The organism is Streptomyces sp. Act143, from assembly GCF_003143935.1.
In the GTDB taxonomy this organism is placed as follows: domain Bacteria; phylum Actinomycetota; class Actinomycetes; order Streptomycetales; family Streptomycetaceae; genus Streptomyces.
Window position 1 is genome coordinate 5679442 of the sequence record NZ_QFRX01000001.1, and the last position, 23101, is coordinate 5702542.

Annotated in this window: 20 protein-coding genes; 12 read left to right on the forward strand and 8 right to left on the reverse strand. The window is 71.8% G+C overall.

Translation table 11 applies throughout. The annotated features are described in order from the left end of the window. Positions 1-140 precede the first annotated feature (140 nt). Positions 141-1193: an A/G-specific adenine glycosylase gene (locus DI272_RS25825; RefSeq protein WP_258314677.1), complete on the reverse strand. Its 1053-nt coding sequence runs from the start codon at positions 1191-1193 to the stop codon at positions 141-143. 515 nt (positions 1194-1708) lie between these two features. Here DI272_RS25825 and DI272_RS25830 point away from each other — a divergent pair. After that, positions 1709-2539 (forward strand): hypothetical protein, encoded by an 831-nt coding sequence (locus DI272_RS25830; protein ID WP_109497650.1) that lies wholly within the window; start codon positions 1709-1711, stop codon positions 2537-2539. An 81-nt stretch (positions 2540-2620) separates the two neighbouring features. Here the strand turns inward: DI272_RS25830 and disA are convergent, their stop codons facing one another. The 3 genes from disA to DI272_RS25845 all read right to left on the reverse strand — a co-directional run bounded on the left by disA (position 2621) and on the right by DI272_RS25845 (position 5980). Beyond that, on the reverse strand, positions 2621-3745 hold the full coding sequence (disA, locus tag DI272_RS25835; RefSeq protein ID WP_109497651.1) for a DNA integrity scanning diadenylate cyclase DisA: 1125 nt from the start codon (positions 3743-3745) through the stop codon (positions 2621-2623). Between the two features lie 82 nt (positions 3746-3827). After that, positions 3828-5237 carry a DNA repair protein RadA gene (gene radA, locus DI272_RS25840; RefSeq protein WP_109497652.1) on the reverse strand — a complete coding sequence of 470 codons (1410 nt, stop codon included), beginning with the start codon at positions 5235-5237 and terminating at the stop codon, positions 3828-3830. Positions 5238-5293: 56 nt separating this feature from the next. Further along, positions 5294-5980 carry a hypothetical protein gene (locus DI272_RS25845; RefSeq protein ID WP_146238389.1) on the reverse strand — a complete coding sequence of 229 codons (687 nt, stop codon included), beginning with the start codon at positions 5978-5980 and terminating at the stop codon, positions 5294-5296. Between the two features lie 247 nt (positions 5981-6227). On the opposite strand from DI272_RS25845, the gene DI272_RS25850 reads away from it, so the two are divergent. After that, positions 6228-7943 carry a sigma-70 family RNA polymerase sigma factor gene (locus tag DI272_RS25850; protein WP_109497654.1) on the forward strand — a complete coding sequence of 572 codons (1716 nt, stop codon included), beginning with the start codon at positions 6228-6230 and terminating at the stop codon, positions 7941-7943. Positions 7944-8087: 144 nt separating this feature from the next. Here the strand turns inward: DI272_RS25850 and DI272_RS25855 are convergent, their stop codons facing one another. Further along, on the reverse strand, positions 8088-8882 hold the full coding sequence (locus DI272_RS25855) for a hypothetical protein (RefSeq protein WP_258314906.1): 795 nt from the start codon (positions 8880-8882) through the stop codon (positions 8088-8090). A 218-nt stretch (positions 8883-9100) separates the two neighbouring features. Here DI272_RS25855 and DI272_RS25860 point away from each other — a divergent pair, with 218 nt between their 5' ends. The 4 genes from DI272_RS25860 to ilvD all read left to right on the forward strand — a co-directional run bounded on the left by DI272_RS25860 (position 9101) and on the right by ilvD (position 13565). Further along, positions 9101-10033, forward strand: coding sequence for a Ppx/GppA phosphatase family protein (locus tag DI272_RS25860; protein ID WP_109497656.1), 933 nt, complete (start codon positions 9101-9103; stop codon positions 10031-10033). A 139-nt stretch (positions 10034-10172) separates the two neighbouring features. Beyond that, entirely contained in the window at positions 10173-10997 is an 825-nt protein-coding gene (locus DI272_RS25865) for a sugar phosphate isomerase/epimerase (protein WP_109497657.1), read from the forward strand. Further along, on the forward strand, positions 10994-11605 hold the full coding sequence (locus tag DI272_RS25870) for a TetR/AcrR family transcriptional regulator (RefSeq protein WP_109497658.1): 612 nt from the start codon (positions 10994-10996) through the stop codon (positions 11603-11605). The genes DI272_RS25865 and DI272_RS25870 overlap by 4 nt, the downstream gene beginning before the upstream one ends. A gap of 106 nt (positions 11606-11711) precedes the next feature. After that, complete coding sequence (ilvD, locus tag DI272_RS25875) at positions 11712-13565, forward strand: dihydroxy-acid dehydratase (RefSeq protein ID WP_109497659.1); 1854 nt, start codon at positions 11712-11714, stop codon at positions 13563-13565. A gap of 170 nt (positions 13566-13735) precedes the next feature. Here the strand turns inward: ilvD and DI272_RS25880 are convergent, their stop codons facing one another. After that, positions 13736-15835, reverse strand: a complete 2100-nt coding sequence (locus DI272_RS25880; protein WP_109497660.1) for a serine/threonine-protein kinase — start codon at positions 15833-15835, stop codon at positions 13736-13738. Between the two features lie 180 nt (positions 15836-16015). Between DI272_RS25880 and DI272_RS25885 the strand changes: the two genes are divergently transcribed. The 3 genes from DI272_RS25885 (at position 16016) to DI272_RS25895 (ending at position 18271) form a co-directional block, all read left to right on the forward strand. After that, the gene (locus tag DI272_RS25885; RefSeq protein WP_109497661.1) at positions 16016-16345 is read left to right on the forward strand and encodes an SH3 domain-containing protein; all 330 of its coding nucleotides are present in this window, start codon (positions 16016-16018) and stop codon (positions 16343-16345) included. A gap of 379 nt (positions 16346-16724) precedes the next feature. Beyond that, positions 16725-17228, forward strand: coding sequence for a hypothetical protein (locus DI272_RS25890; RefSeq protein ID WP_109497662.1), 504 nt, complete (start codon positions 16725-16727; stop codon positions 17226-17228). 230 nt (positions 17229-17458) lie between these two features. Next, positions 17459-18271 (forward strand): class I SAM-dependent methyltransferase, encoded by an 813-nt coding sequence (locus DI272_RS25895; RefSeq protein WP_109497663.1) that lies wholly within the window; start codon positions 17459-17461, stop codon positions 18269-18271. On the opposite strand, the gene DI272_RS25900 is transcribed toward DI272_RS25895, so the two are convergent. Further along, on the reverse strand, positions 18205-18603 hold the full coding sequence (locus tag DI272_RS25900) for a hypothetical protein (protein WP_258314678.1): 399 nt from the start codon (positions 18601-18603) through the stop codon (positions 18205-18207). The two genes, DI272_RS25895 and DI272_RS25900, sit on opposite strands and share 67 nt — an antisense overlap. Before the next feature lie 129 nt (positions 18604-18732). Here DI272_RS25900 and DI272_RS25905 point away from each other — a divergent pair, with 129 nt between their 5' ends. From DI272_RS25905 to proC, 3 genes are all read left to right on the forward strand, one after another. Then, the gene (locus DI272_RS25905; RefSeq protein ID WP_109497664.1) at positions 18733-19524 is read left to right on the forward strand and encodes an ABC transporter ATP-binding protein; all 792 of its coding nucleotides are present in this window, start codon (positions 18733-18735) and stop codon (positions 19522-19524) included. Continuing rightward, on the forward strand, positions 19521-20309 hold the full coding sequence (locus DI272_RS25910; protein WP_109497665.1) for an ABC transporter permease: 789 nt from the start codon (positions 19521-19523) through the stop codon (positions 20307-20309). Before DI272_RS25905 ends, DI272_RS25910 begins: the two co-directional genes overlap by 4 nt. A 132-nt stretch (positions 20310-20441) precedes the next feature. Further along, positions 20442-21251 carry a pyrroline-5-carboxylate reductase gene (gene proC / locus DI272_RS25915; RefSeq protein WP_109497666.1) on the forward strand — a complete coding sequence of 270 codons (810 nt, stop codon included), beginning with the start codon at positions 20442-20444 and terminating at the stop codon, positions 21249-21251. Between the two features lie 47 nt (positions 21252-21298). Here proC and trpS read toward each other — a convergent pair whose 3' ends face one another. After that, positions 21299-22318 carry a tryptophan--tRNA ligase gene (trpS, locus tag DI272_RS25920; protein WP_109497667.1) on the reverse strand — a complete coding sequence of 340 codons (1020 nt, stop codon included), beginning with the start codon at positions 22316-22318 and terminating at the stop codon, positions 21299-21301. Between the last annotated feature and the right edge of the window lie 783 nt (positions 22319-23101).

The following is a 23101-nucleotide window of genomic DNA, read 5'->3' on the forward strand; positions in this document are numbered from 1 at the left end:
AGCTACGGAGCGGTTGTCACGGGGCTGTGCGGAGCAGCGCGCGGCTAGCCCTCGGCTGTCCGTCGGTTGTGTAACGGAAGTAGGAAAGGGGTAAACCGGCACCCTGATTGGTGCCGGTTCGGGGTGATTTGGTGCTCGGCTCAGGTCAAGGGCAGCCGATACAGACCGCCGGGCAGCGGCTCCACGAGCCCGTCCGCGACGAGCCCGTCCAGGGCCCGGGCGCGTTGCACCGGCTCGTGCCACACGCGGTCGAGCACGGCCTGCGGCACGGGCGCGTGCGCCTCCCGCAGGACCGCCAGCAGCTTGCCGCGCACCTGGCGGTCGGTACCGGCGTACGTCTGGCCGCGCCGCGGCGGACCGTCGTGCTCGGGCTTGCCCGCGAGCCGCCAGGCGCACTGCGCGGCGATCGGGCAGCGGTGGCAGGACTCGTTCTTGGCGGTGCACACCAGCGCGCCGAGCTCCATGGAGGCGGCGGCCCAGCGGGAGGCGGTGGGCTCGTCCGCCGGCAGCAGGGCGCGGGCCAGCTTGCGTTCGGCGGCGGTGGTCGCGTTCGGCGGGTACTGCACACCGGTGACGGCCCGCGCGAAGACCCGCCGGACATTGGTGTCGAGGACCGCGTGCCGCTGGCCGTAGGCGAAGGAGGCGACGGCGGCGGCCGTGTACTCGCCGATGCCGGGCAGCGCGAGCAGCTGGGTGTGGTCGGTGGGTACGTCACCGCCGTGCCGTTCCGTTATCGCGACGGCGGCGCCGTGCAGCCGCAGCGCCCGCCGCGGATACCCGAGCCGGCCCCAGGCGCGCACGGCCTCGCCGGGCGCCTCCTGGGCGAGGTCGGCGGGGCGCGGCCAGCGGGCCAGCCACTGCTCGTAGACCGGCAGGACCCGGCTGACCGGCGTCTGCTGCAGCATGAACTCGCTGACCATCACCCCCCACGGCCCGGCCTCGGGGCGCCGCCACGGCAGATCACGGGCGTGCTCGTCGAACCAGTCGATGACGGGGGCGTGCAGATGCTCTCCGGCGGGGGCGGCGGGCTCGGCACCGGTGAGGGTGCCGGGCCGCGCACCGGCGTGGGCCTCGGCTCGGCCGTCGCGTCGGGCTTCGCTCCGGGCTGCGGTTGCGGCTTCGGCCGTGACCTCGGCTTCAGCGTCAGCGACGGCTTCGGAGGGGGCGGGGGGCTTGGTGATGGGCGCAGTCATGGCCTTCCGATCCTGCCATGCGGGGGAGGGCGCGCGGGGGCTCCGCCACCCCTGAGGCTTACGGCGACACCCGGCGATCGACAGCAGTGCCGTTTCTCCGGTCGTGTGCCCGTCGGACACCAGAGCCCTGGCCAAAGCTGCAAGGGCTGCTGTCGCGAACGTGCGTGCGGCAGGCGTGAGGGGAACGCCGCCGCAGTCGGGTCAACGGCCCGGCGAACAGCCCGGTGAGCAGCGGCAGTCGGCATCCCGTCGATGTTCCGGCCGTGTGCCGTACCCACGTTGGGGTGTCGTGGCCGCAGTCGATGACGTCGAGGCGGACGCGGCATCCCGGACGCCCGTGGTCACCCACCGTAGGCGGCGGCCCGAAACGGTCACACCCCGCGATCGCCAGGAGTCGCACCCGACGAAGGGCAGCCGGTGGAACTCCCGCGTCCGGAATGATGATCCGGAAAAGTTGTGATCCCCCGCGGCGGGTAGGGGCAGCGAAGGCGCCGATCTCTCGTACAGTTTGCGCCGTGGGATCTCTGCGCAATCCGGTCGGGCCGCTTCCCTCCTCCATCTACTGGCGTCGGAGGGCCGTACTGCTGTCTGTATTGGCACTGTTGGCGTTGCTGATCACCTGGGTGGTCGCCTCGGGCGGCGGCGGTGGCAAGAACGGCGCCGACGGGACCAACGGCAAGAATCCCGCTTCTTCCATCACTCCCGGGCCGTCGAGTTCCGGGCCGGCGATCAGTCAAGCCCCCGGCGGGCGCGACGAGTCGAGCGGTGGCGGGGACGACGGCGGATCGGGGTCCGGCGACGCGTCCGGTGACGGCTCCGGTTCGACCGCGGGCTCAGGGTCCTCGGGGGCGGCCGGTTCCGGTGGCTCGGGCGACGGGGCCGCCGGTGGCGGCGCGGGCAGCGGCGTCGGTCAGAACGACACGGTACCGGCGGGCTCCACGCTCCCCAACTGCACGACCGGCGCGGTGAAGTTGACCGTACGCAGCCTCCGCAACGGGTACGAGCCCGGTGAGACGCCGACCCTGCTGGTGACCGCGACCAATTCCTCCGGCAGCGACTGCAAGGTGGATCTCGGGCCGAAGAGCGCGGTGTTGACGATCACTCAGGCCGCGGAGGACGACGAGTTCTGGTCCTCCGCCGACTGCCCGAAGACCGCGGGCAGCCTGGTGTTCCGGGCGCCGGCGGGCAGCAGCATCACGTACACCGTGAAGTGGGACCGGAAGCCGAGTGCGCCGCAGTGCGCGACGCCTCCGGCGGGGGTGGCGGGCGCCGGGACGTATCTGGTGGAGCTGGCCGCGCCGGGGTTTGCGAAGGTGCAGACGTCGTTCGTGCTGGAGAGCGACTGAAGGGGAGCCGCTCGGCGGTTCTTCGTCGCCTGCCGCGCCCTCGTGGTTGATCGCGCAGTTCCCCGCGCCCCCTTGGGGGCGCTAGACGTACCGCTCCAGGATCGAGCTCTCCGCCAGCCGGGACAGGCCCTCTCGTACGCTCCTCGCCCTTGCCTCGCCCACGCCGTCCACCGTCTGCAAGTCGTCCACGCTTGCCGCGAGGAGCTTCTGGAGGCCGCCGAAGTGTTCCACCAGGCGGTCGATGATGGCGCCGGGGAGGCGGGGGACCTTCGCCAGCAGGCGGAAGCCCCGCGGGGACACCGCCGAGTCCAACGTCTCCGGTGAACCCGTGTAGCCCAACGCCTTCGCCACCGTGGACAGTTCGAGGAGCTCCGCGTGGGTCAGGGCGTCCAGCTCGTAGAGCGCCTCGTCGACCGTGCGGGAGCGCTTGGCGGTGGGCTCGGGGACGTAGTCCCGGACGACCAGCTCGCGCTCCGGCTCCACGCCCGCGATCAACTCGTCGAGCTGGAGGGCCAGGAGACGGCCGTCCGTGCCCAGCTCGACCACGTACTCGGCGATCTCCGTCGCGATCCGGCGCACCATCTCCAGGCGCTGGGCCACCGCCGAGACGTCCCGGACCGTGACCAGGTCCTCGATCTCCAGCGCTGACAACGTTCCCGCGACCTCGTCCAGGCGGAGCTTGTAGCGCTCCAGCGTCGCCAGGGCCTGGTTCGCGCGGGACAGGATCGCCGCGGAGTCCTCCAGGACGCGGCGCTGACCGTCGACGTAGAGGGCGATCAGACGCATCGACTGGGAGACCGAGACGACCGGGAAGCCGACCTGCTTCGAGACGCGGTCCGCGGTGCGGTGCCGGGTGCCCGTCTCCTCCGTCGGGATCGTCGGGTCGGGCACCAGCTGCACGCCCGCCCGCAGGATCTTCGACAGGTCGGAGGAGAGGACGATGCCGCCGTCCAGCTTGCACAGCTCACGCAGGCGCGTGGCCGTGAACTCGACGTCCAGGACGAAACCGCCCGTGCACATCGGCTCCACGGTCTTGTCGAAGCCGAGCACGATGAGCCCGCCCGTGTTGCCGCGGAGAATCCGCTCCAGGCCGTCGCGCAGGGCCGTGCCGGGTGCCACGGCGCTCAGTGAGGCGCGCATCAGGCCATCGGCACCGGAGCTCCCGCCGGACTTTCCGGGAGCTGCTGCCCGGTCGTTGGCTGCCACTGCACTCCTCCGGTCGCAGGTTCTTCAGGCGCTCCCGTTTCGCACATTCGGTTCGTACGGACGGGCGAGACCAGGGCAAAGTCTACCGGCGCTCCTCCTCGTCCCGTGGGGCCTCTCGCCGACGCGACCGCGGAAGGACCCTCAGAGCGTCCCCTATGTCGGCGACTTCCAGGACCTTCATGCCGGGAGGGATCTTCCCGGGGTCGCCCGGCACGAGCGCGTGCGTGAAGCCCAGCCGGTGCGCCTCGGTCAGCCGGCGCTGGACGCCCGTGACCCGTCTGACCTCGCCCGCGAGGCCCACCTCGCCGATCGCGACGAGGTTCTTCGGCAGCGGGGTGTCGCTCGCGGCGGAGGCCAGCGCGAGGGCGATCGCCAGGTCCGCGGCGGGCTCCGAGAGCTTCACTCCGCCGACCGTCGCGGAGTAGATGTCCCGCTTGCCGAGCGCGCTGATCCGGCCCCGCTGCTCCAGGACGGCGAGCATCATCGAGACGCGGGAGGTCTCCAGACCGGACGTGGTGCGCCGGGGCGAGGGGATCTGAGAGTCCACGGTGAGGGCCTGGACCTCGGCCACCAGCGGGCGGCGGCCCTCCAGGGTGACCGTCAGACAGGTGCCGGGGACCGGTTCGTCACGACGGGTCAGGAAAAGTCCGCTCGGGTCCGCAAGACCCGTAATGCCCTCGTCGTGCAGTTCGAAGCAGCCGACCTCGTCCGTCGCGCCGTACCGGTTCTTGACGCCCCGGACGAGGCGCAGGCGCGCGTGCCGGTCGCCCTCGAAGGAGAGCACCACGTCCACGAGGTGCTCCAGCAGGCGCGGGCCCGCGATCGCGCCGTCCTTCGTGACATGGCCCACCAGGAGGGTGGACATGCCGCGCTCCTTGGAGGCCCGGATGAGCGCGCCCGCCACCTCCCGCACCTGGGCCATGCCGCCGGGGGCGCCGTCGATCTCCGGTGAGGCCACCGTCTGCACGGAGTCCAGGATCAGCAGGGACGGCTTCACCGCGTCCAAGTGCCCGAGCACGGCCGCCAGGTCGGTCTCCGCGGCGAGGTAGAGATGGTCGTCGATGGCCTTGATGCGGTCGGCGCGCAGCCGGACCTGGCTCGCCGACTCCTCGCCCGTGACGTACAGCGTGCGGTGCTCGTCGCTCGCCGACTTGGCCGCCACGTCGAGGAGGAGCGTCGACTTTCCCACGCCGGGCTCGCCCGCGAGCAGCACGACCGCGCCCGGGACGAGACCGCCGCCCAGGACGCGGTCCAGTTCGGGTACGCCGGTGGACCGAGCCGTCGCCTGACGGCCGTCGACCTGGCCGATGGGCAGGGCGGAGGTGGTGACGCGGCCGGGTGCGGTCGTGCGCACCGCGGGCGCGCCGTACTCCTCGACCGTGCCCCACGCCTGGCATTCGGGGCAGCGGCCGAGCCACTTCGCCGTCTGCCAGCCGCACTCGGTGCAGCGGAAGGCGGGGCGGTCCTTGGCGGTCTTCGTACGGGCAGCCATGACGAAACCGTAACCGCCCGCACTGACAACGCCCGCCGCGGCTCAGTGTCCGGGCCTCACCTCCGCACCTCGGTGCAGTCGGCCTCCACGTCGGCGCCGTAGGAGTCGATGGTGGTCTTCGTGCCCGTCGTGGTGCCGGACAGGCACAGGGAGCCGCCCATCACCCGCAGGTCGAGAGTGAACTCGACGCCCCCACGCGCGCGTTGCGGGCCGTCGACCCGCTCCTGGATGTAGCCGAGTCCGCCGAGGACCGCGCCGACGTCCTCCGGCGCCGGGTCCGCGCTGCCGGCGGCGAGGGCCTTCGTGATGCGGCGCACGTGCTGCCGGGCCTCGCACTTCTCGACGGGGCTCAGCTCGATCTCCTGGCGGGCCTCCTGGGGGTCTCTCGGCTCGCTCGAGGGCGGCGGCTCGTCCGGGAGGGGCAGTTCGGGCAGGGGTGAGGCGGGAGGCTCGGCCATGGCTTCCGACTCCTCCGGGGGCACCGCGGTCGGGGGCTCCGGCACGCACGGCTCGGCGACCGTGTTGAGGAGCATCATGAACGCGATGAACTCGGAGTCGCCGGACTCGTCGTCGGCCGGGTCGGGCCGAGGGGTGGCGGTCTGCGTGGCGGAGGAACCCGGCTGGACCCGGTCGACCTCGGTCCGCGCGGCCGCGGACCCCGCCCGTTCATTGCCGCAGCCCGTGAGAGCCAGCGCGCACACCGCAGTCAGTGCCGTGATCGACACCAGCGAAATTCTTCTCATGCCGGAAGTCTGTGGGCCCGCGGTGGACCGGACATGAGTACGACTACTCAGAAGAAGGCGGGCGGCACACTCAGTGGGTACGGGCCGCCGACGGGTGAGACGCGCCGTCGGTAACCGGCCACCGCTGTCAGGAACAAGCCACGGAACGAAGCGTTCCTGTCCCCTTATGAGGGATCGTTTCACCCGTACGGAGTAAAAGTGCTCAAGGTGGAAGAAGGGGCGATCGCCCGCGCCCTACGGTCCACGGATGATGAGCAGCAGCCCGGAGACCACGACCCGCACCACCGGCGCACATCGGGCGCAACGGGAGGCGCGCGATCGCGGTGCCGCGCGCACCCTGGCGCAGCGGCCGCCCGCGCGTTACGAGCCGTACCTGGACGGCCTGTTCACCTACTGCCTGTCCGTGCTGTGCGACCACGACGCGGCCACCGCCGCGCTCGGCGACGTCCTGGTGCTCGCCGAACGCCGCCGCGGCCCGGACGCGGCCGGCGACCGCCGGGCCTGGCTCTACGCACTGGCCCGCTGGGCCTGTCTGCGCAAGCTGGCCGAGGCCAAGCAGAAACGTCAGGCCACCCACGCGGCGGGCCGCCACACCGCCGGCCGCAAGGCCGGTGACCGCAGGACCGACGAGCGGCGGACCACCCCGCCGGTCTCCGAGGCGGTCCAGGAGGAGCGCCGGCGCGAACTCGCCCTGCTCGCCTGGCCGGAGGCGGCCGGCACCACCCCGGAGCAGCGCGAGGCCCTCGAACTCGCCGTACGCCACCACCTCGCCGCCCACGAGGTCGCCGCCGTCCTCGGCATGGACCTGGCCGCCGCCCGTGAGCTGCTCGCGGCCGCCGCCTGTGAGGTGGAGCGCACCCGCGCGGCCCTCGCCGTCGTACAGACCGGCACCTGCCCGGGCGTCGCCCGCCTCACCGGCGACCACCAGCTGGTGCTCAGCACGGCCGTGCGCCGCGAGCTGGTCCGGCATGTCGACGACTGCCCGCGCTGCCGCCGCACCGCGGAGCGCGCGATCACCGGTAGCTGGCCCGGCGCGAGCGTCACCCCCTCGGAGCTGCCCGTCCTGGAGGCGCCCCGCGCGACCCTGCACGTCGCCATGGCGCATCTCCCGCGCGCGCGGGGCGCCGCGGCGCCCCGCTTCGACCGGCGCGGCTTCCCGATGGACCCCAAGGACCGCGCGGCCCGCCGCGACCGCCTCCGCGCGCGTGCCGTCACCACGACCGTCGTCGCCACCGTCGTGGCGGCCCCGGTACTGGCGCTCTGGGCCGCCTACCGGGGCACCCCCACCGCCGAGGGCACCGAGGGCCGCTCGGCCTCCGCCAGCGAGGCACGCGGCCCGGGCGGCCTGGACGGCGAGGCGGTCGGGGACGGCTACGAGAACGCGGGCAACGCCAGCACCCAGCCCGGCCGCGGCTTCGGCAAGGGCAACCGGCCCGATGTGTCCGTGGAGGTCATCAGCGTCACCGGCGCCGGCACGAAGGGCGCCGGTCACCTGGACGTGGCGGCCGGCAACAGCGGCGACACCACGCTGATCACCCTCACCGCCACCGGCGAGACCCCGGTGCGCTGGTCCGCGACCACGGGCGCCTCCTGGCTCTACCTCAGCCAGACCTCGGGAACCCTCGCCCCCGGCGAATCGTTGACGATCAAGGTGTACGTGAACCATCTGCGCGAGCCGTCCGGCTACTGGACCGCGCGGGTGGCCGTGTCACCGGCCGGCGCCGTCGTCTCCATCGAGGGCTACGGCACCGCGCCCACCCCGACCGACCCCGACACCCCCGCCGACCCGCCGCCCTCGTCCTCCGACCCGACACCCACCACGCCGGCCCCGACGGACCCCGCGCCGAGCGACCCGCCGCCCTCGTCGCCGGACCCGACACCGACCGGCACCGCGCCCTCGGACCCGGCGAGCTCGACCCCGCCGCCCAGCGACAGCGGGGACCCGAGCCCGTCGACGTCATGACCCGCAGCCGCACCCGGGGACGCGGACGTGAGCGCAGCCACCGACGTGACCACAGGCACCAGCGGTGACGTGGACCCAGACGTGGAGCGGCCAGCCCACGACCCAGACGTGGAGCGGTCAGCCCACGACCCAGACGTGGAGCGGTCAGTCCACGGGGTCCGCGGGATGCGGTGCCAGCAGCGGCAGTTGCGAGGCCAGCCGCTCCTCGCACAGCTCGACCAGACGGTCGTAGCCGGCCTTGCCCATCAGCTCGGTCAGCTCCGGGCCGTAGGACACGTACACCGGGTCGCCCGCGCCGTGCGCCGAGGTCGCCGAGGTGCACCACCAGTGCAGGTCATGGCCGCCCGGGCCCCAGCCGCGGCGGTCGTACTCACCGATCGACACCTGGAGCACCCGTGTGTCGTCGGGCCGGTCGATCCACTCGTAGGTCCGCCGCACCGGAAGCTGCCAGCAGACGTCCGGCTTGGTCTCCAGCGGCTCGCGGCCCTCCTTGATGGCCAGGATGTGCAGCGAGCAGCCCGCGCCGCCGGCGAAGCCGGGACGGTTCTGGAAGATACAGGAGCCCTGGTAGGGGCGGGTCTGCCGGTCGCCGTCCTCGTCCTCCGCGACCCAGCCGTTCTCCCGGCCCTCGTCGTGGAACTGCCAGATGTCCGGAGTGAGCCTGGCCACATGCCCGGCCACCCGCTTCTCGTCGTCCTCGTCGGAGAAGTGGGCGCCCAGCGTGCAGCACCCGTCGTCCGCGCGGCCCGCCTGGATGCCCTGGCAGCCGCTGCCGAAGATGCAGTTCCAGCGAGAGGTCAGCCATGTCAGATCGCACCGGAAGACCTGCTCGTCGTCTGCCGGATCAGGGAATTCCACCCATGCGCGCGCGAAGTCGAGCCCCTTCTCGTCCGCTGCCCGGGCCTTCTTCGACATCTTCGGCGACTTCACCTTGGTCATCAGCTGCGACTTCTGGGAGTCCGCCGATGCCGTCGCCGAGGACTTCACCGAGGACTTCGCCGACGACTCCACCTGCGACTTCGCCTGCGAAGAAGCGCCGGAGGCCGTGGCGGCCTGCTCATTCTTCGCCTTTTTGGTCTTTGGCACGCGTCCAGGGTAAGTCGCCCAGGACGGCTCCGGGGACGGCGTACGGCTCGGCTGGCAGTAGCGTTCCGTACATGAGACTCGGTGTCCTCGACGTGGGATCGAACACGGTGCATCTGCTGGTGGTGGATGCACACCCCGGCGCGCGCCCGCTGCCCGCGCACTCGCACAAGGTGGAGCTGCGCCTCGCCCAACTCCTCGACGAGGCCGGGGCCGTCAGCCCCGAAGGGGTCGACAAACTGATCGCGGTCGTCAAGGAGGCCCTTCAGGCCGCCGAGGACAAGGGCGTCGAGGACCTCCTGCCGTTCGCCACCTCCGCGGTCCGCGAGGCCAGCAACGCCGACGACGTCCTCGCGCGCGTGCAGGCCGAGACCGGCGTCGAGCTCCAGGTTCTCGCGGGCGAGGAGGAGGCCCGTCTCACCTTCCTCGCCGCCCGCCGCTGGTTCGGCTGGTCGGCCGGGAAGCTGCTGGTCCTGGACATCGGCGGGGGCAGCCTGGAGATCGCGTACGGCATCGACGAGGAGCCCGACGCGGCGGTCTCGCTGCCGCTGGGCGCCGGCCGCCTCACCGCGGGCTGGCTCCCGGGCGACCCGCCGGACCCGGAGGCGATAAGGGCGCTGCGGCGTCATGTCCGCGCCCAGATCGCCCGCACGGTCGGCGAGTTCAGCCGCTTCGGCGCCCCCGACCATGTCGTCGCCACCTCCAAGACCTTCAAGCAGCTGGCCCGCCTGGCCGGCGCCGCCCGCTCCGCCGAGGGCCTCTACGTCCAGCGCGAGCTGAAGCGGGAGTCCCTGGAGGCGTGGGTGCCGCGGCTGGCGGGGATGACGGCGGCGCAGCGCAGCGAGCTGCCGGGGGTCTCGGAGGGCCGGGCGGGACAGCTCCTCGCGGGTGCGCTGGTGGCTGAGGGAGCGATGGATCTCTTCGGCGTGGAGAGCCTCGAGATCTGCCCCTGGGCACTGCGAGAAGGCGTGATCCTGCGGCGACTTGACCACATGGGCTCGGTGTAGCGGCCCGTACAGGGGTCCAAGGGGGCGCGCGGAACCGCGCGAGCGACCACACCGCACCCGCACCCGCCCCCGTGGCGAACCCCACAACGGCGAATAGACCCCCCGCACCCACCCGGCCCAACCCTTTAGGCTGACCAACGTGGCAGAACCAGTCGTCAAGATCCCGGACGCGAAGGTCGCCCTCTCGACGGCCTCCGTGTACCCGGAGTCCACGGCGACGGCCTTCGAGATAGCCGCACGCCTGGGGTACGACGGGGTCGAGGTCATGGTGTGGACCGACCCGGTCAGCCAGGACCTGGAAGCCCTGCGCAGGCTGAGCGACTATCACCAGATCCCGATCCTGGCCGTGCATGCCCCTTGTCTGCTGATCACACAGCGCGTGTGGTCGACGGACCCCTGGGTCAAGCTCCAGCGCGCCCAGGCGGCCGCCGAGAAGCTCGGCGCGAGCACGGTCGTCGTCCACCCCCCGTTCCGCTGGCAGCGCCAGTACGCCCGCGACTTCGTCGAGGGGATCTGGCGGATGGCGAACGAGACGGACGTGCGGTTCGCCGTCGAGAACATGTACCCCTGGCGTTACCGCGACCGCGAGATGCTCGCGTACGCCCCCGACTGGGACGTCACCAAGGACGACTACCGGCACTTCACGATCGACCTCAGTCACTCCGCGACGGCCCGCGCCGACGCGATGCAGATGGTCGACCGCATGGGCGACCGGCTCGGCCACGTCCACCTCGCCGACGGGCGCGGCTCGGCGAAGGACGAGCACCTCGTCCCCGGCCGCGGCACCCAGCCCTGCGCCGAACTGCTGGAACGTCTCGCCCTGACCGGCTTCGACGGCCATGTCGTCATCGAGGTCAACACCCGGCGCGCGATGTCGAGCGCCGAACGTGAGGCCGATCTGGCGGAGGCGCTGGCCTTCACCCGGCTCCATCTGGCGTCGGCGGTCAGGGTGCCGCGGCGATGACCGACGCCACCGCGCGCAGGCGGGGCCGCCCTCGGCGTACCGAATCCGACGCGGTCGGCACCCGCGACCGCATCCTGACCGCCGCCCGCGAGGAGTTCTCCGAGCGCGGGTACGAGAAGACGTCGGTGCGCGGCATCGCGAAGGCGGCCGGGGTCGACTCGGCCCTGGTCCACCACTACTTCGGCACCAAGGAGCAGGTCTTCGAGGCGGCCGTGGAGGTCGCCTTCGCGCCCGCGCTGAAGGTGCGGGACGCCGTGCTGGAGGCGCCCCTCGACGACGTCGGCGAGCGGATGACCCGGGTCATCTTCGGGCTCTGGGAGAACCCGGTGACCCGTAAACCGCTGCTCGCGATCGTCCGGTCGGCGGTGAACAACGAGGCCGCGGCCACCGTCTTCCGCCGGCTCGTCTCCACCCAGTTGCTGCGCCGGATCGCCGGCGAACTGGACGCGCCGGACGCGGAGCTGCGGGCCGAGCTGGCGGCGGCGCAGTTGGTGGGGGTCGCGATGATGCGGTACGTGATCAGGATCGAGCCGGTCGCGTCGGCGGACGTGGAACAGATCGTCGCGCGGGTGGCGCCGGTGGTGCAGGGGCATCTGACGGGGCCGTGACGCCTCGGCTGAGACATGCGTCCCGCATTCCGGACAGCCTGTCCGCCCTCTGGATGACCGGCGTACGCTCGATAGCAGCCACAACTGTCAGAAGGAGCGAGCGACGATGCCCGAGCTGAGGTCCCGCACAGTCACCCACGGCCGCAACATGGCGGGCGCCCGCGCCCTTATGCGCGCCTCCGGTGTACCGGGTGCGGACATCGGCCGCAAGCCGATCATCGCCGTCGCGAACTCCTTCACCGAGTTCGTGCCGGGCCACACCCACCTCCAGCCGGTCGGCCGGATCGTCTCCGAGGCGATCGTCGAGGCCGGCGGCATCCCGCGCGAGTTCAACACCATCGCGGTCGACGACGGCATCGCGATGGGCCACGGCGGCATGCTGTACTCCCTCCCCTCCCGCGACCTGATCGCGGACTCGGTGGAGTACATGGTCGAGGCGCACTGCGCCGACGCCCTGATCTGCATCTCCAACTGCGACAAGATCACCCCGGGCATGCTCAACGCGGCCCTGCGCCTGAACATCCCGACGGTCTTCGTCTCCGGCGGCCCGATGGAGTCCGGCCGCGCCACCCTCGTGGACGGCACGGTCCGCACGCTCGACCTGGTCGACGCGATCTCCGACGCCGTGAACGACAAGATCTCGGACGAGGACATCCTCCGTATCGAGGAGAACGCCTGCCCGACCTGCGGCTCCTGTTCCGGCATGTTCACCGCCAACTCGATGAACTGCCTGACGGAGGCCATCGGCCTCTCCCTTCCCGGCAACGGCTCGGTCCTGGCCACGCACACGGCCCGCAAGGGCCTGTACGAGGCCGCCGCCCGCACCGTCATGGACATCACCCGGCGCTACTACGAGCAGGACGACGAGACGGTCCTGCCCCGCTCGATCGCCTCCTTCGCGGCCTTCGAGAACGCGATGGCCCTGGACATCGCCATGGGCGGTTCCACCAACACGATCCTGCACCTGCTGGCCGCGGCCCAGGAGGCGGGCGTCCCCTTCGGCCTCGCCGAGATCGACGCCGTCTCGCGCCGCGTCCCGTGCCTGGCGAAGGTCGCGCCGAACGTCGCGAAGAACCGCACGTACTACATGGAGGACGTGCACCGCGCGGGCGGCATCCCGGCCCTCCTCGGCGAACTGCACCGCGCCGGCCTCCTCAACGAGGACGTCCACTCGGTCCACAGCCCGTCCCTGGCCGACTGGCTGAAGACCTGGGACGTGCGCGGCGGCTCCCCGTCCCCCGAGGCGGTGGAGCTGTGGCACGCGGCCCCCGGCTGCGTCCGCTCCGCCGAGGCCTTCTCCCAGTCCGAGCGCTGGGAGGCGCTGGACGAGGACGCCGAGGGCGGCTGCATCCGCTCCGCCGAGCACGCGTACTCCAAGGACGGCGGCCTGGCGGTCCTCAAGGGCAACCTGGCGGTCGACGGCTGCGTGGTGAAGACGGCCGGCGTCGACGAGTCCATCTGGACCTTCGAGGGCCCGGCGGTGGTCTGCGAGTCCCAGGAAGAGGCCGTCCAGAAGATCCTCCTGAAGGAGATCAAGGAGGGCGACGTGGTGGTCATCCGCTACGAGGGCCCCAAGGGCGGCCCCGGCATGCAGGAGATGCTCTACCCGACCTCGTACCTGAAGGGCCGCGGCCTCGGCAAGGCCTGCGCCCTGGTCACCGACGGCCGCTTCTCCGGCGGCACCTCGGGCCTGTCGATCGGCCACGCCTCTCCGGAGGCCGCCGCGGGCGGCACCATCGCCCTCGTCGAGGACGGCGACCGCATCCGCATCGACATCCCGAACCGCACGATCGACCTCCTCGTCGACGACGCGGAGCTGGCCCGCCGGGAGCAGGCGCTGGGCGGGGCGTACGTCCCCAAGAACCGCGAGCGCAAGGTGTCCGCCGCGCTGAAGGCGTACGCCGCGATGGCGACGAGCGCGGACAAGGGCGCGGTGCGCGACGTGTCCAAGCTGGGCTAGGCGTTCGACGCAGAGGGGCCGTCTCTTTCGGGGCGGCCCCTTCGGCATGCGTACGGCCGCGGGGGCGGGGGCGGGGGCGGGGGCGGGCTGCGGTTCCGCGGCGTCCCGATGCCGCCGCTTCACCACTTCGCGCCGCTGCGGCTGCCAGGCGGCCGGGGCGTGGGCGGCGGCTACCAGGCGGCCGGGTCCCGGGCGTCCACGGCGAAGACCGTGCCGTCGGGGGCGCTGGCGTAGGCGCCGGCGTCGGCGAGGAGGGGCACCGGCAGCGAGGACGTCACCTGGTCCGAGTGCGGGCCGGGCCGGAGCGGAGTCTGGCCGAGCAGCTTTCCGCCGCGGGCGGAGACGGCGAGCAGCCGGCCGTCGGGGGCCGTGACGTACACCCGGCGGCCGTCGGTCACCGGCGCCGAACCCTGGCTCACGCCTGTCTCCAGGGACCACACCTGCCGCTTCGCGCTCATGTCGACAGCCACCAGCGAGCCGCCCGTGCCCAGCAGCCAGACCAGGTCACCGCGCACGGTGGCCTGCGCCTGGTCGACGGGCACCGTCAGCGGCACCCGCCGGGACGCCCCTGACGCGAGGTCGTAACGGACCACGGCGCTCGTCTCGCCGTAACTGCCCCCGTCGGCCAGGAAGAAGACACCGCCGGCCGAGGTGCCGACGGGCCGCAGCGCCCCGTCGAGCCGGTCGTCCCGCTCCACCTCGCCCGTGGCCGGGTCCACCGTCGTCACCCGGGTGCTGGTCCCGTCCGCGGATCTGCCCGTGCGGTAGGCCCAGGGGCTGGCGGGGAACGACCCGAAGCTCGCGTCGGCCGAACCGGGAATCCGCTTGCTCCACTTGATCTCGCCCGTCGCACTGTCGACACCGGTGACCTTGCCGTCGGCGCCGGTCAGGAGCAGCGTTCCGCGCGCGTGGGCGAAGCCGCGGTACGCGGACAGGTCGAGCTTCCACCGCGTACTGCCCGTCGCCGGATCGAGCGCGAGCAGCCGCCGGCCCGTGTGGGTCACCACATGCGCCAGGCCCCCGGAGAAGACCGGAGGCTCGCTCGGGGAGTCGCCGTCGCCCAGCGGATGCCGCCACAGGACGTGGCCGTCGGCCGGATCGAGCGCGCTGACCAGCCCGGTCTGCACGCACAGCAGCGCCTGACCCCCGTGCGAGCACCGGGGCAGGCCGCCCTCCGCGCCCTTCGGCCGGGTCGCCCACGGGCTGAACCCGGCGGACGCGGCCGGTGCCGCGCTGCTCGTCGGGCTCGACCCCGAGGTGCCGACGACCTGGACGGAGACCAGCGTGGCGAGCGCCGCGAGGCCCAGCACCCCGGCTCCGATCACCGTCCTCCTGCCCGGCCGCCGACCGCGCCGCCGTCTCTCCGGCTCCACGGGGCGCGGTTCCGGCCCGGGCGTCTCGCCGGTGCGCTGCGCGGGGATGAACGCCTGGGTGTCGTACGAGGCCGCGACCGACCGCAGCTCCCGCATCAACTCGTCCGGCGTGGGCCGGTCCTCGGGTTCCTTGGCCAGACAGCGCTCCACCAGCGCCGCCAGATTCTGCGGTACGCCGGTCAGATCGGGCTCGTCGTGCACGACCTGGTACGCGACGACGTACGGGCTGTCGGAGTCGAACGGCCCCCGCCCCGTGGCCGCGTGCACCATCACCGAGCCCAGCGCGAAGATGTCGGCGGCAGGACCGACGGCACGGGGCCGCCGGAACTGCTCGGGCGCCATGAAGGGCGGCGTACCGATCAGTTTCCCGGTCTCGGTGCGCAGTTCGCTGTCCTTTGGCCGAGAAATGCCGAAGTCGATGACCTTGGGCCCGTCCTCGGCGAGCAGCACATTGCTCGGCTTGAGATCCCGGTGGACGACCCCGACCCGGTGGATGTCGCGCAGGGCCTCGGCCAGCCCGGCCATCAGCCGACGCAACTGGGCCGGGGCCATCGGTCCATTCCGCTTGACCTCGTCGGAGAGGGTCGGTCCGGGGATGAACAGCGTGGCCATCCAGGGCCGTTCGGCCTCCGGATCGGCATCGACGACGGGTGCGGTGAACGCCCCGCTGACCTTGCGCGCCGCGGCGACCTCCTGCCGGAAACGCCCCCTGAACTCGGGATCCCTGGCGAATTCGGCGTGTACGACCTTCACCGCGAGCGTCATCCCCGAGGCGCTGCGCGCACGATGCACGACACCCATGCCACCGGACCCGAGACGTGCTTCCAGGCGGTAGTGACCGGCGTAATCGGGAAGTTCCGCTTCCGCGCCCGCTCCGGTGTTCTGCTGTGGCGCCATGGGACCACCCCCGTGCTGTCCGTCCGCGTGCGCGACGCACGGAGCCTAGTCGATGACTCGTACGAGACAGAGGCGGCTTGCTAGCGTTCGTGTTCGAGTCGCGCACGTCTGTTTCGGGACGCGTCGCGGGGGAATCAAAGGGGCCCACGACAGGCGTGGGACTCAACGGGGGAGGCAATCATGTCGGTTGACCGTGTCGAAGAGGCCCAGGGCGGCGAGCAGGAGATCGCCGTGACGGCGGCGGCCTCCACAACGACCGTGCGCTACTACTCGGTCGCGCCCGGGGTCCGCCTCAACGTCCGCAGCGGACCGGGCACCACCTACTCCATCGTCGACGTGCTGCCCGAGGGCGCGCAGGTCGCGATCCTGTGTCAGACGCCCGGCACGACCATCACGGGCCCCTATGGCACGAGCAGCATCTGGGACTGCATCGCCAACGGCAAGTACGTCTCGGACGCGTACGTGCAGACCGGCAGCGACGGCTACATCCGCCCGCGCTGCTCGCTCTGACCCTCACGGGACGCGGGTCCGACCCGCACCAGAGGCAGGGGAATCCCGTGACATCGCCGAAGCGCCGCTCGCTCCTGCTGGTCAGGACCGTCGGCGCTTTCCGGCGTCGAGGACCGTGAGGCCGTGAACATGTGCGGCGGCCCGGGAATCAGCCACCGGGTCATCAAGGAGATCGAGCAGGGCACGAACGGTCACGCTGGTCCGCCGGACGCCGGGCCGGACGATCACCGGCCCGCTGTGCACCTCGCACACCCGGGACAGGCTCGCCGACGGCGGCCACATCCCGGACACGTACCCGCGGACGGTCAGCGACGGCTGTGTGTCCGGCCGCTGCCGAGCCCTCGCGGGGCCCGCGCTCGTCCCCGGCCATAATCGACGCGTGAGCGACGAACACGGCACCCAGGACAGCGCGGGCCCCGCCACCGGTCCCCGCCCGGAACCCATCCGCTTCTTCGGCACGACCTGGGTCGAGCACACCGACGGCTACACCCTCCGCCGCGTCGCCGCATCCGCCGGCTCCCTCGCCGCCGCCGTCGCCTCCTGCCTGGTCCTGCGCTTCGCCTACGAGGGCCTCGCGATCGCCGACATCGGCAGCTTCGTCACCCTCCTCATGGTCGTGATGTTCGCGATCTGCAGCGCCCTCGCCTTCCGCCACACCTGGGAGGCCTTCACCAAGCGCCCCGACCCCGACCGCCAGGCATCCCTCCGCGGCCTCCTGGCCATCGGCTTCGTCGGCTCCCTCCTCGCCTACTTCTTCCGCTCCCTCACCGAGGCCCCGGGCGAGAAACTCCACCGCGAGGAGTACGAGACCGCCCGCAAGCAGCACGAGAAGCGCACCACCCGCCGCACCGGCAACCCCTCAAAGAAGCGCCGCCGCCCCTGAGGACCCTCGCGAGCAAGGCCGGGCGGCCCCCGGCAGAGCAGGGCTGTCGCCCGCCCCACGGGGCCAGGGCACCACGCCGCGCGAGGGCACGGCTCCAGGGCCGGCACCGGCCCCGTACGCCCCGCGACGGCACGGCTCCCGGCACGGCGCCCCACACCCCGCGAACGCGTCGTCCGCCCTCTCACCAAAAACTCACTGCACCCTGCACCCACCTCCGCCACCATGGCGCTATGACGACGGCCGCCTCGCACTCCGCCCGTGCCCACTCCTTCAACGCCGCCGCAGCCCAGTACGCGGCGAACCGCCCCTCCTACCCGCCCGCCCTCTTCGACGCGATCGAGGACCTTGCGGGCCGGCCCCTCGCCGGTGCCCGCGTCGCGGACGTCGGGGCCGGTACCGGTATCGCCACCGCCCTCCTGCACGCCCGCGGCGCCGATGTGATCGCCGTCGAACCCGGCGACGGCATGGCCGCCCAGTTCCGCCGCAGCCACCCCGGCATCCCGATCGTCCGCGGCAACGGCAACACCCTGCCGCTGGCCGCCGCCTCCGTCGACTTCCTCACCTACGCTCAGGCCTGGCACTGGACGGACCCGCGCCTCGCGGCCCCGGAGGCCCTGCGCGTACTGCGGCCGGGCGGGGCGTTGGCGCTGTGGTGGAACATCTCCCCCCTCGACGTGCCCTGGATCGCCACCCAGGCCGAGCGCATGGCCGCGAGCTTCAGCGACATCGCCACCCCGCCGAGCGTGGAGGCGAACGGCAGCGGCACCCGGGCCGCCCTCGCCGACCCCATGCGCTGCCTGGACTTCACCCAGCGCAAGGTCCGCTGGAGCCGCCGCGTCCCGGTCGACACCCATCTCGCCAACATCGGCAGCCACTCGCTCTTCCTGGTCGCAGGTGAGGAACGCGCCACGGCCTTCCTCACCGAGGAGCGACGGCACCTGCTGGCGGCCTTCCCGGACGGAAGCGTCGAGGAGACCTACGACGTGGAACTGCTGGTCGCCACCAAGCCGCTCGCCACCGAACCGCTCACCCCCAACGCCTGACCTCGCCCGGCGGCCCATCCCTCCTGGGCCGCCGCGCACGCGTGGTCCAGGTGCCGCGGCCCGCCCCATTCCAGCCGTACCTTTCGGTCGCGCGGCCATGCCCCCAACGCGTCCAGCAGTTTCGGCAACCGCGAGAGCGTCGCGTGGCCCAGCACCCGCACGACGACCCCCGCCGCGCCCCGGTCCTCGGTCCCCACTTCCATAGGACCGGTGTCGTACGCGCGCTTCGCCACCGCCAGGGCCAGTCCCACCAGCACCCCCTCGAAGAGGTCCCCGATGACGATCACCGTCGCCGTCACCACCAGCGCGGCCGGCGCCGCCACCGGGATCACTCGGCCTGCATACCCCCCAGAGGGCACTCCAGCCGCGCTCCGCAAGATCGCGCGGTCACGGGCCTGCGCCGCCGAAAGCCGTACGCACCCTGCTTGACGACACCTGCCCCCGAGAGGATTATTCATCGCATGATGAATTATTCTTCCAAGCCTCCCGACACCCCCGCCGTCCACGCCGAAGGCCTCACCGTCGTCCGCGGCCCCCGCACCGTCCTGCGCGGCCTCGACTTCAGCGTCCCCCGCGGCCAGATCACCGGCCTCCTAGGCCCCTCCGGCTGCGGCAAGTCCACCCTCATGCGCGCGATCGTCGGCACCCAGGCCAAGGTCACCGGCACCCTCGACGTCCTCGACCACCCCGCCGGACACCCCACCCTGCGCACCCGCATCGGCTACGTCACCCAAGACCCCTCCATCTACGACGACCTGACCGTCCGCCAGAACCTCGACTACTTCGCCGCGATCCTCGCCCCCGGCCACGCCGCCGCCGACCGCCGCCGCACCGACGTCACCCGAGTCATCGACGAAGTGGACCTCGCCAGCCACACCGACTCCCTCGCCGGCAACCTCTCCGGCGGCCAACGCAGCCGCGTCTCCCTCGCGGTGGCCCTCCTCGGCACGCCCGAACTCCTTGTCCTCGACGAACCGACGGTCGGACTGGACCCCGTCCTGCGCCGCGACCTCTGGAACCTCTTCCACGACATCGCCGCCCAGCGCGGCGCCACCCTCCTCATCTCCTCCCACGTCATGGACGAGGCCGAGCGCTGCCACCGCCTCCTCCTCATGCGCGAGGGCGAGATCCTCGCCGACGGCACCCCGGACGCCCTGCGCACCGACACCGGCTCCGAGACCGTCGAAGGCGCATTCCTGCACCTCGTGGACGAGGCCGTCGCGGCCGGACGCAAGAAGGAGACGACCCGATGAGCACCACGACCGCCACCACGCCGCTCCCGCCCGCGCCCACCAGCGCCCTCAACGCCTCCCGCACCCTCGCCACCGCCGCCCGCGTCCTGCGCCAGCTGCGCCACGACCCGCGCACGATCGCGCTGATGCTCCTCGTCCCGTGCGTGATGCTGCTCCTGCTGCGCTACGTCTTCGACGGCAGTCCGCGCATCTTCGACAACATCGGAGCCTCCCTCCTCGGGATCTTCCCGCTCATCACGATGTTCCTCGTCACCTCCATCGCCACCCTCCGCGAGCGCACCTCCGGCACCCTCGAACGCCTCTTCGCCATGCCGCTCGGCAAAGCCGACTTCATCGCCGGCTACGCCCTCGCCTTCGGCACCCTCGCGATCATCCAGTCCGCCCTCGCCACCGCCCTCGCACTCTGGGGCCTCGGCCTGGACGTCACCGGCAGCCCCTGGCTGCTCCTCCTGGTCGCCCTGCTGGACGCCCTCCTCGGCACCGCCCTCGGCCTCTTCGTCTCGGCCTTCGCCGCCTCCGAGTTCCAGGCCGTCCAGTTCATGCCGGCCGTGATCTTCCCGCAGATCCTCCTCTGCGGCCTGTTCACCGCCCGCGACAACATGCACCCCGTCCTGGAGGCCATCTCCGACGTCCTGCCCATGTCCTACGCGGTCGACGGCATGAACGAGGTCCTCAAGCACACCGACATGACCGCCACCTTCGTCCGCGACGCCCTGATCGTGGCCGGCTGCGCCCTACTCGTCCTCGGGCTCGGGGCAGCGACCCTCAGGCGCAGGACCCAGTAGCCGCACCGGCCCCCACACCCCGCCGAGCGGTCGGGCACAGACGTTCCGCCCACCGGACAGCCGCGCCGCCCGCCACCCCCCGGTGCGAGGATGAACTCCGGACGACGAAACCCCCGGAGGGCACCCGCAGCCATGACCCAGAAAGTCGCAGTCCTCGGCACCGGCAAGATCGGCGAAGCCCTGCTCAGCGGAATGATCCGAGGCGGCTGGGCCCCGGCCGACCTCCTCGTCACCGCCCGCCGGCAGGAGCGAGCCGAAGAACTCCGCGCGCGCTACGGAGTCACCCCGGTCAGCAACGCCGAGGCCGCCAAGACCGCCGACACCCTGATCCTCACGGTCAAGCCGCAGGACATGGGCACCCTCCTCGCCGAGCTCGCCCCGCACGTCCCCGCCGACCGACTGATCATCAGCGGCGCCGCGGGCATCCCCACCTCCTTCTTCGAGGAGCGCCTCGCCGCAGGCACCCCGGTCGTCCGCGTCATGACGAACACGCCCGCCCTCGTCGACGAGGCCATGTCCGTCATCTCCGCCGGCAGCCACGCCACCGCCGCCCACCTAGCCCACGCCGAGGAGATCTTCGGCGCCGTCGGCAAGACGCTCCGCGTCCCCGAGTCCCAGCAGGACGCCTGCACTGCCCTCTCCGGATCCGGCCCGGCCTACTTCTTCTACCTGGTCGAAGCCATGACGGACGCCGGCATCCTGCTCGGCCTGCCCCGCGACAAGGCCCACGACCTCATCGTCCAGTCCGCGATCGGCGCCGCGACGATGCTCCGCGACAGCGGCGAGCACCCGGTCAAGCTCCGCGAGAACGTCACGTCCCCCGCGGGCACGACGATCAACGCCATCCGCGAACTCGAGAACCACGGCGTACGAGCAGCCCTCATCGCCGCCCTCGAAGCCGCCCGCGACCGCAGCCGCGAACTGGCCTCCGGCAACAACTGACACCGCCCGGCCGCCCCACCCCGGAGCGGGGCGGCCAGGCGCACGCCCTACACGCTCACGCCGATATCGGCAGCCGCCGGCAGCAACCCGATCGCCCGATACGCGGCATCCACGGTCGGCCGGGCCATCTCCCGGGCCTTCTCCGCGCCATCCCGCAGCACCCCCTCCACATAGCCAGGATCCGCGCACAACTCCTTGTGCCTCTCCTGCACGGGCCTCAGAGCCTCGACCACGGCGTCTGCGGTGTCCTTCTTCAAGGCCCCGTACGACTCATATACACCGCTCAGCTCCTCCGGGTTCCCATCGGAGCACGCCGCGAGGATCTCCAGCAGATTCGCCACCCCCGGCCGTGCCTCCCGGTCGTACACGACCTCGGACCCGCTGTCCGTGACCGCCCGCATGACCTTCTTCCGCACCACGTCCGGCTCGTCCAGCAGATAGACGATCCCGGGCCCGACGTCGTCGCTCTTCCCCATCTTCGACGCCGGATCCTGAAGGTTCATGACCCGGGCCGCCACACCCGGCCGCGTGACCCGAGGCACCACGAACGTATGGCCGTACCGCTGGTTGAACCGCACCGCGATGTCCCGCGCCAGCTCCACATGCTGCGTCTGATCGTCCCCGACCGGCACCTCGTCCGTCCGGTACGCCAGGATGTCCGCCGCCATCAGCACGGGATACGTCAGCAGCGACAGCCGCACACTCCCACCGCGCTCCCGTTCCCGCGCCGCCTTCTCCTTGTACTGGATCATCCGCCGCATCTCGCCGTCCGTGGCCACGCACTCCAGCAGGTACGACAGCCGCGCGTGCTCGTCCACGTGGCTCTGCACGAACACGGTGCACAGCTCGGGATCCAGCCCTGCCGCGAGCAGCAAGGTCGCCGCCTGCCGACTGAGCCGCCGCACCCGCGCCGGATCGTGGTCCACGGTCAGCGCGTGCAGGTCCACGACGCAGAAGAGCGCGTCGGCCTGGTGCTGATCCACCTCAGCCCACCGCCGCATGGCTCCCAGGTAGTTCCCCAGCGTCAGATGCCCGGTCGGCTTGACCCCACTGAAGACCCGCGTCATCTCTCACTCCATCTCCTGGTCGGGACCGCCGCCTCCGCGGGCCGTCCCCCTGGAGCTCTGGAGGGAGATACGAGAACGGCCGCCGAGTCGGCGGCCGTTGAGTGCATACGTAAGTCCGGCCGCCGTCAGGCGGCCCACCACAGCTGGGTGTACGTACGCGTCGTCATGCGTCCCAGAGTACGCCGGGAGGGTTCCCTCCGGAGCGGAGTTGACACACCCAGACGCGGTCCGTACTGTTCTCCGAGTTGTCCGACGTGAGAGCCGACTCCGGTCGGTCCCCGGACAGCCATTCCGTAGGTAGCCAGCAAACAATCGACGATCTGTCGTCGTGCGTATCTGCATGCGTATTTGCGAAATGAGGAATCCACGTTCGAAAGGACGCGGTCCCCGATTAGCTCGGGAGCCGGGAATCCGCTAAAGTCTCACTCGTCGGAACGGCCCAACGGCCGGGAAGACAAGCCCCTCTGACTGGGAGTCAGGCCCGAAAGGATCTGATAGAGTCAGAACCGCCGGAAAGGGAAACGCGGAAGCGGGAACCTGGAAAGCACCGAGGAAATCGGATCGGAAAAAAGCCTTACAGCGCCGATGGTACTGCAGGGGGGACCCTGTGGGAGAGTAGGACGCCGCCGAACAAATTTTGAGAAAACCCCCGGCCGGGGATACCGGTCCGGGGGTTTTCTGTTTTTAGGGGATCGGGGGAACGCCCTTTCCCCCGATTACTCAGGTTGAATCGGTGATGTCCGGTGTCTCGATCAGGCCCTGAAGGTCCAGGCCGGTGGTCGG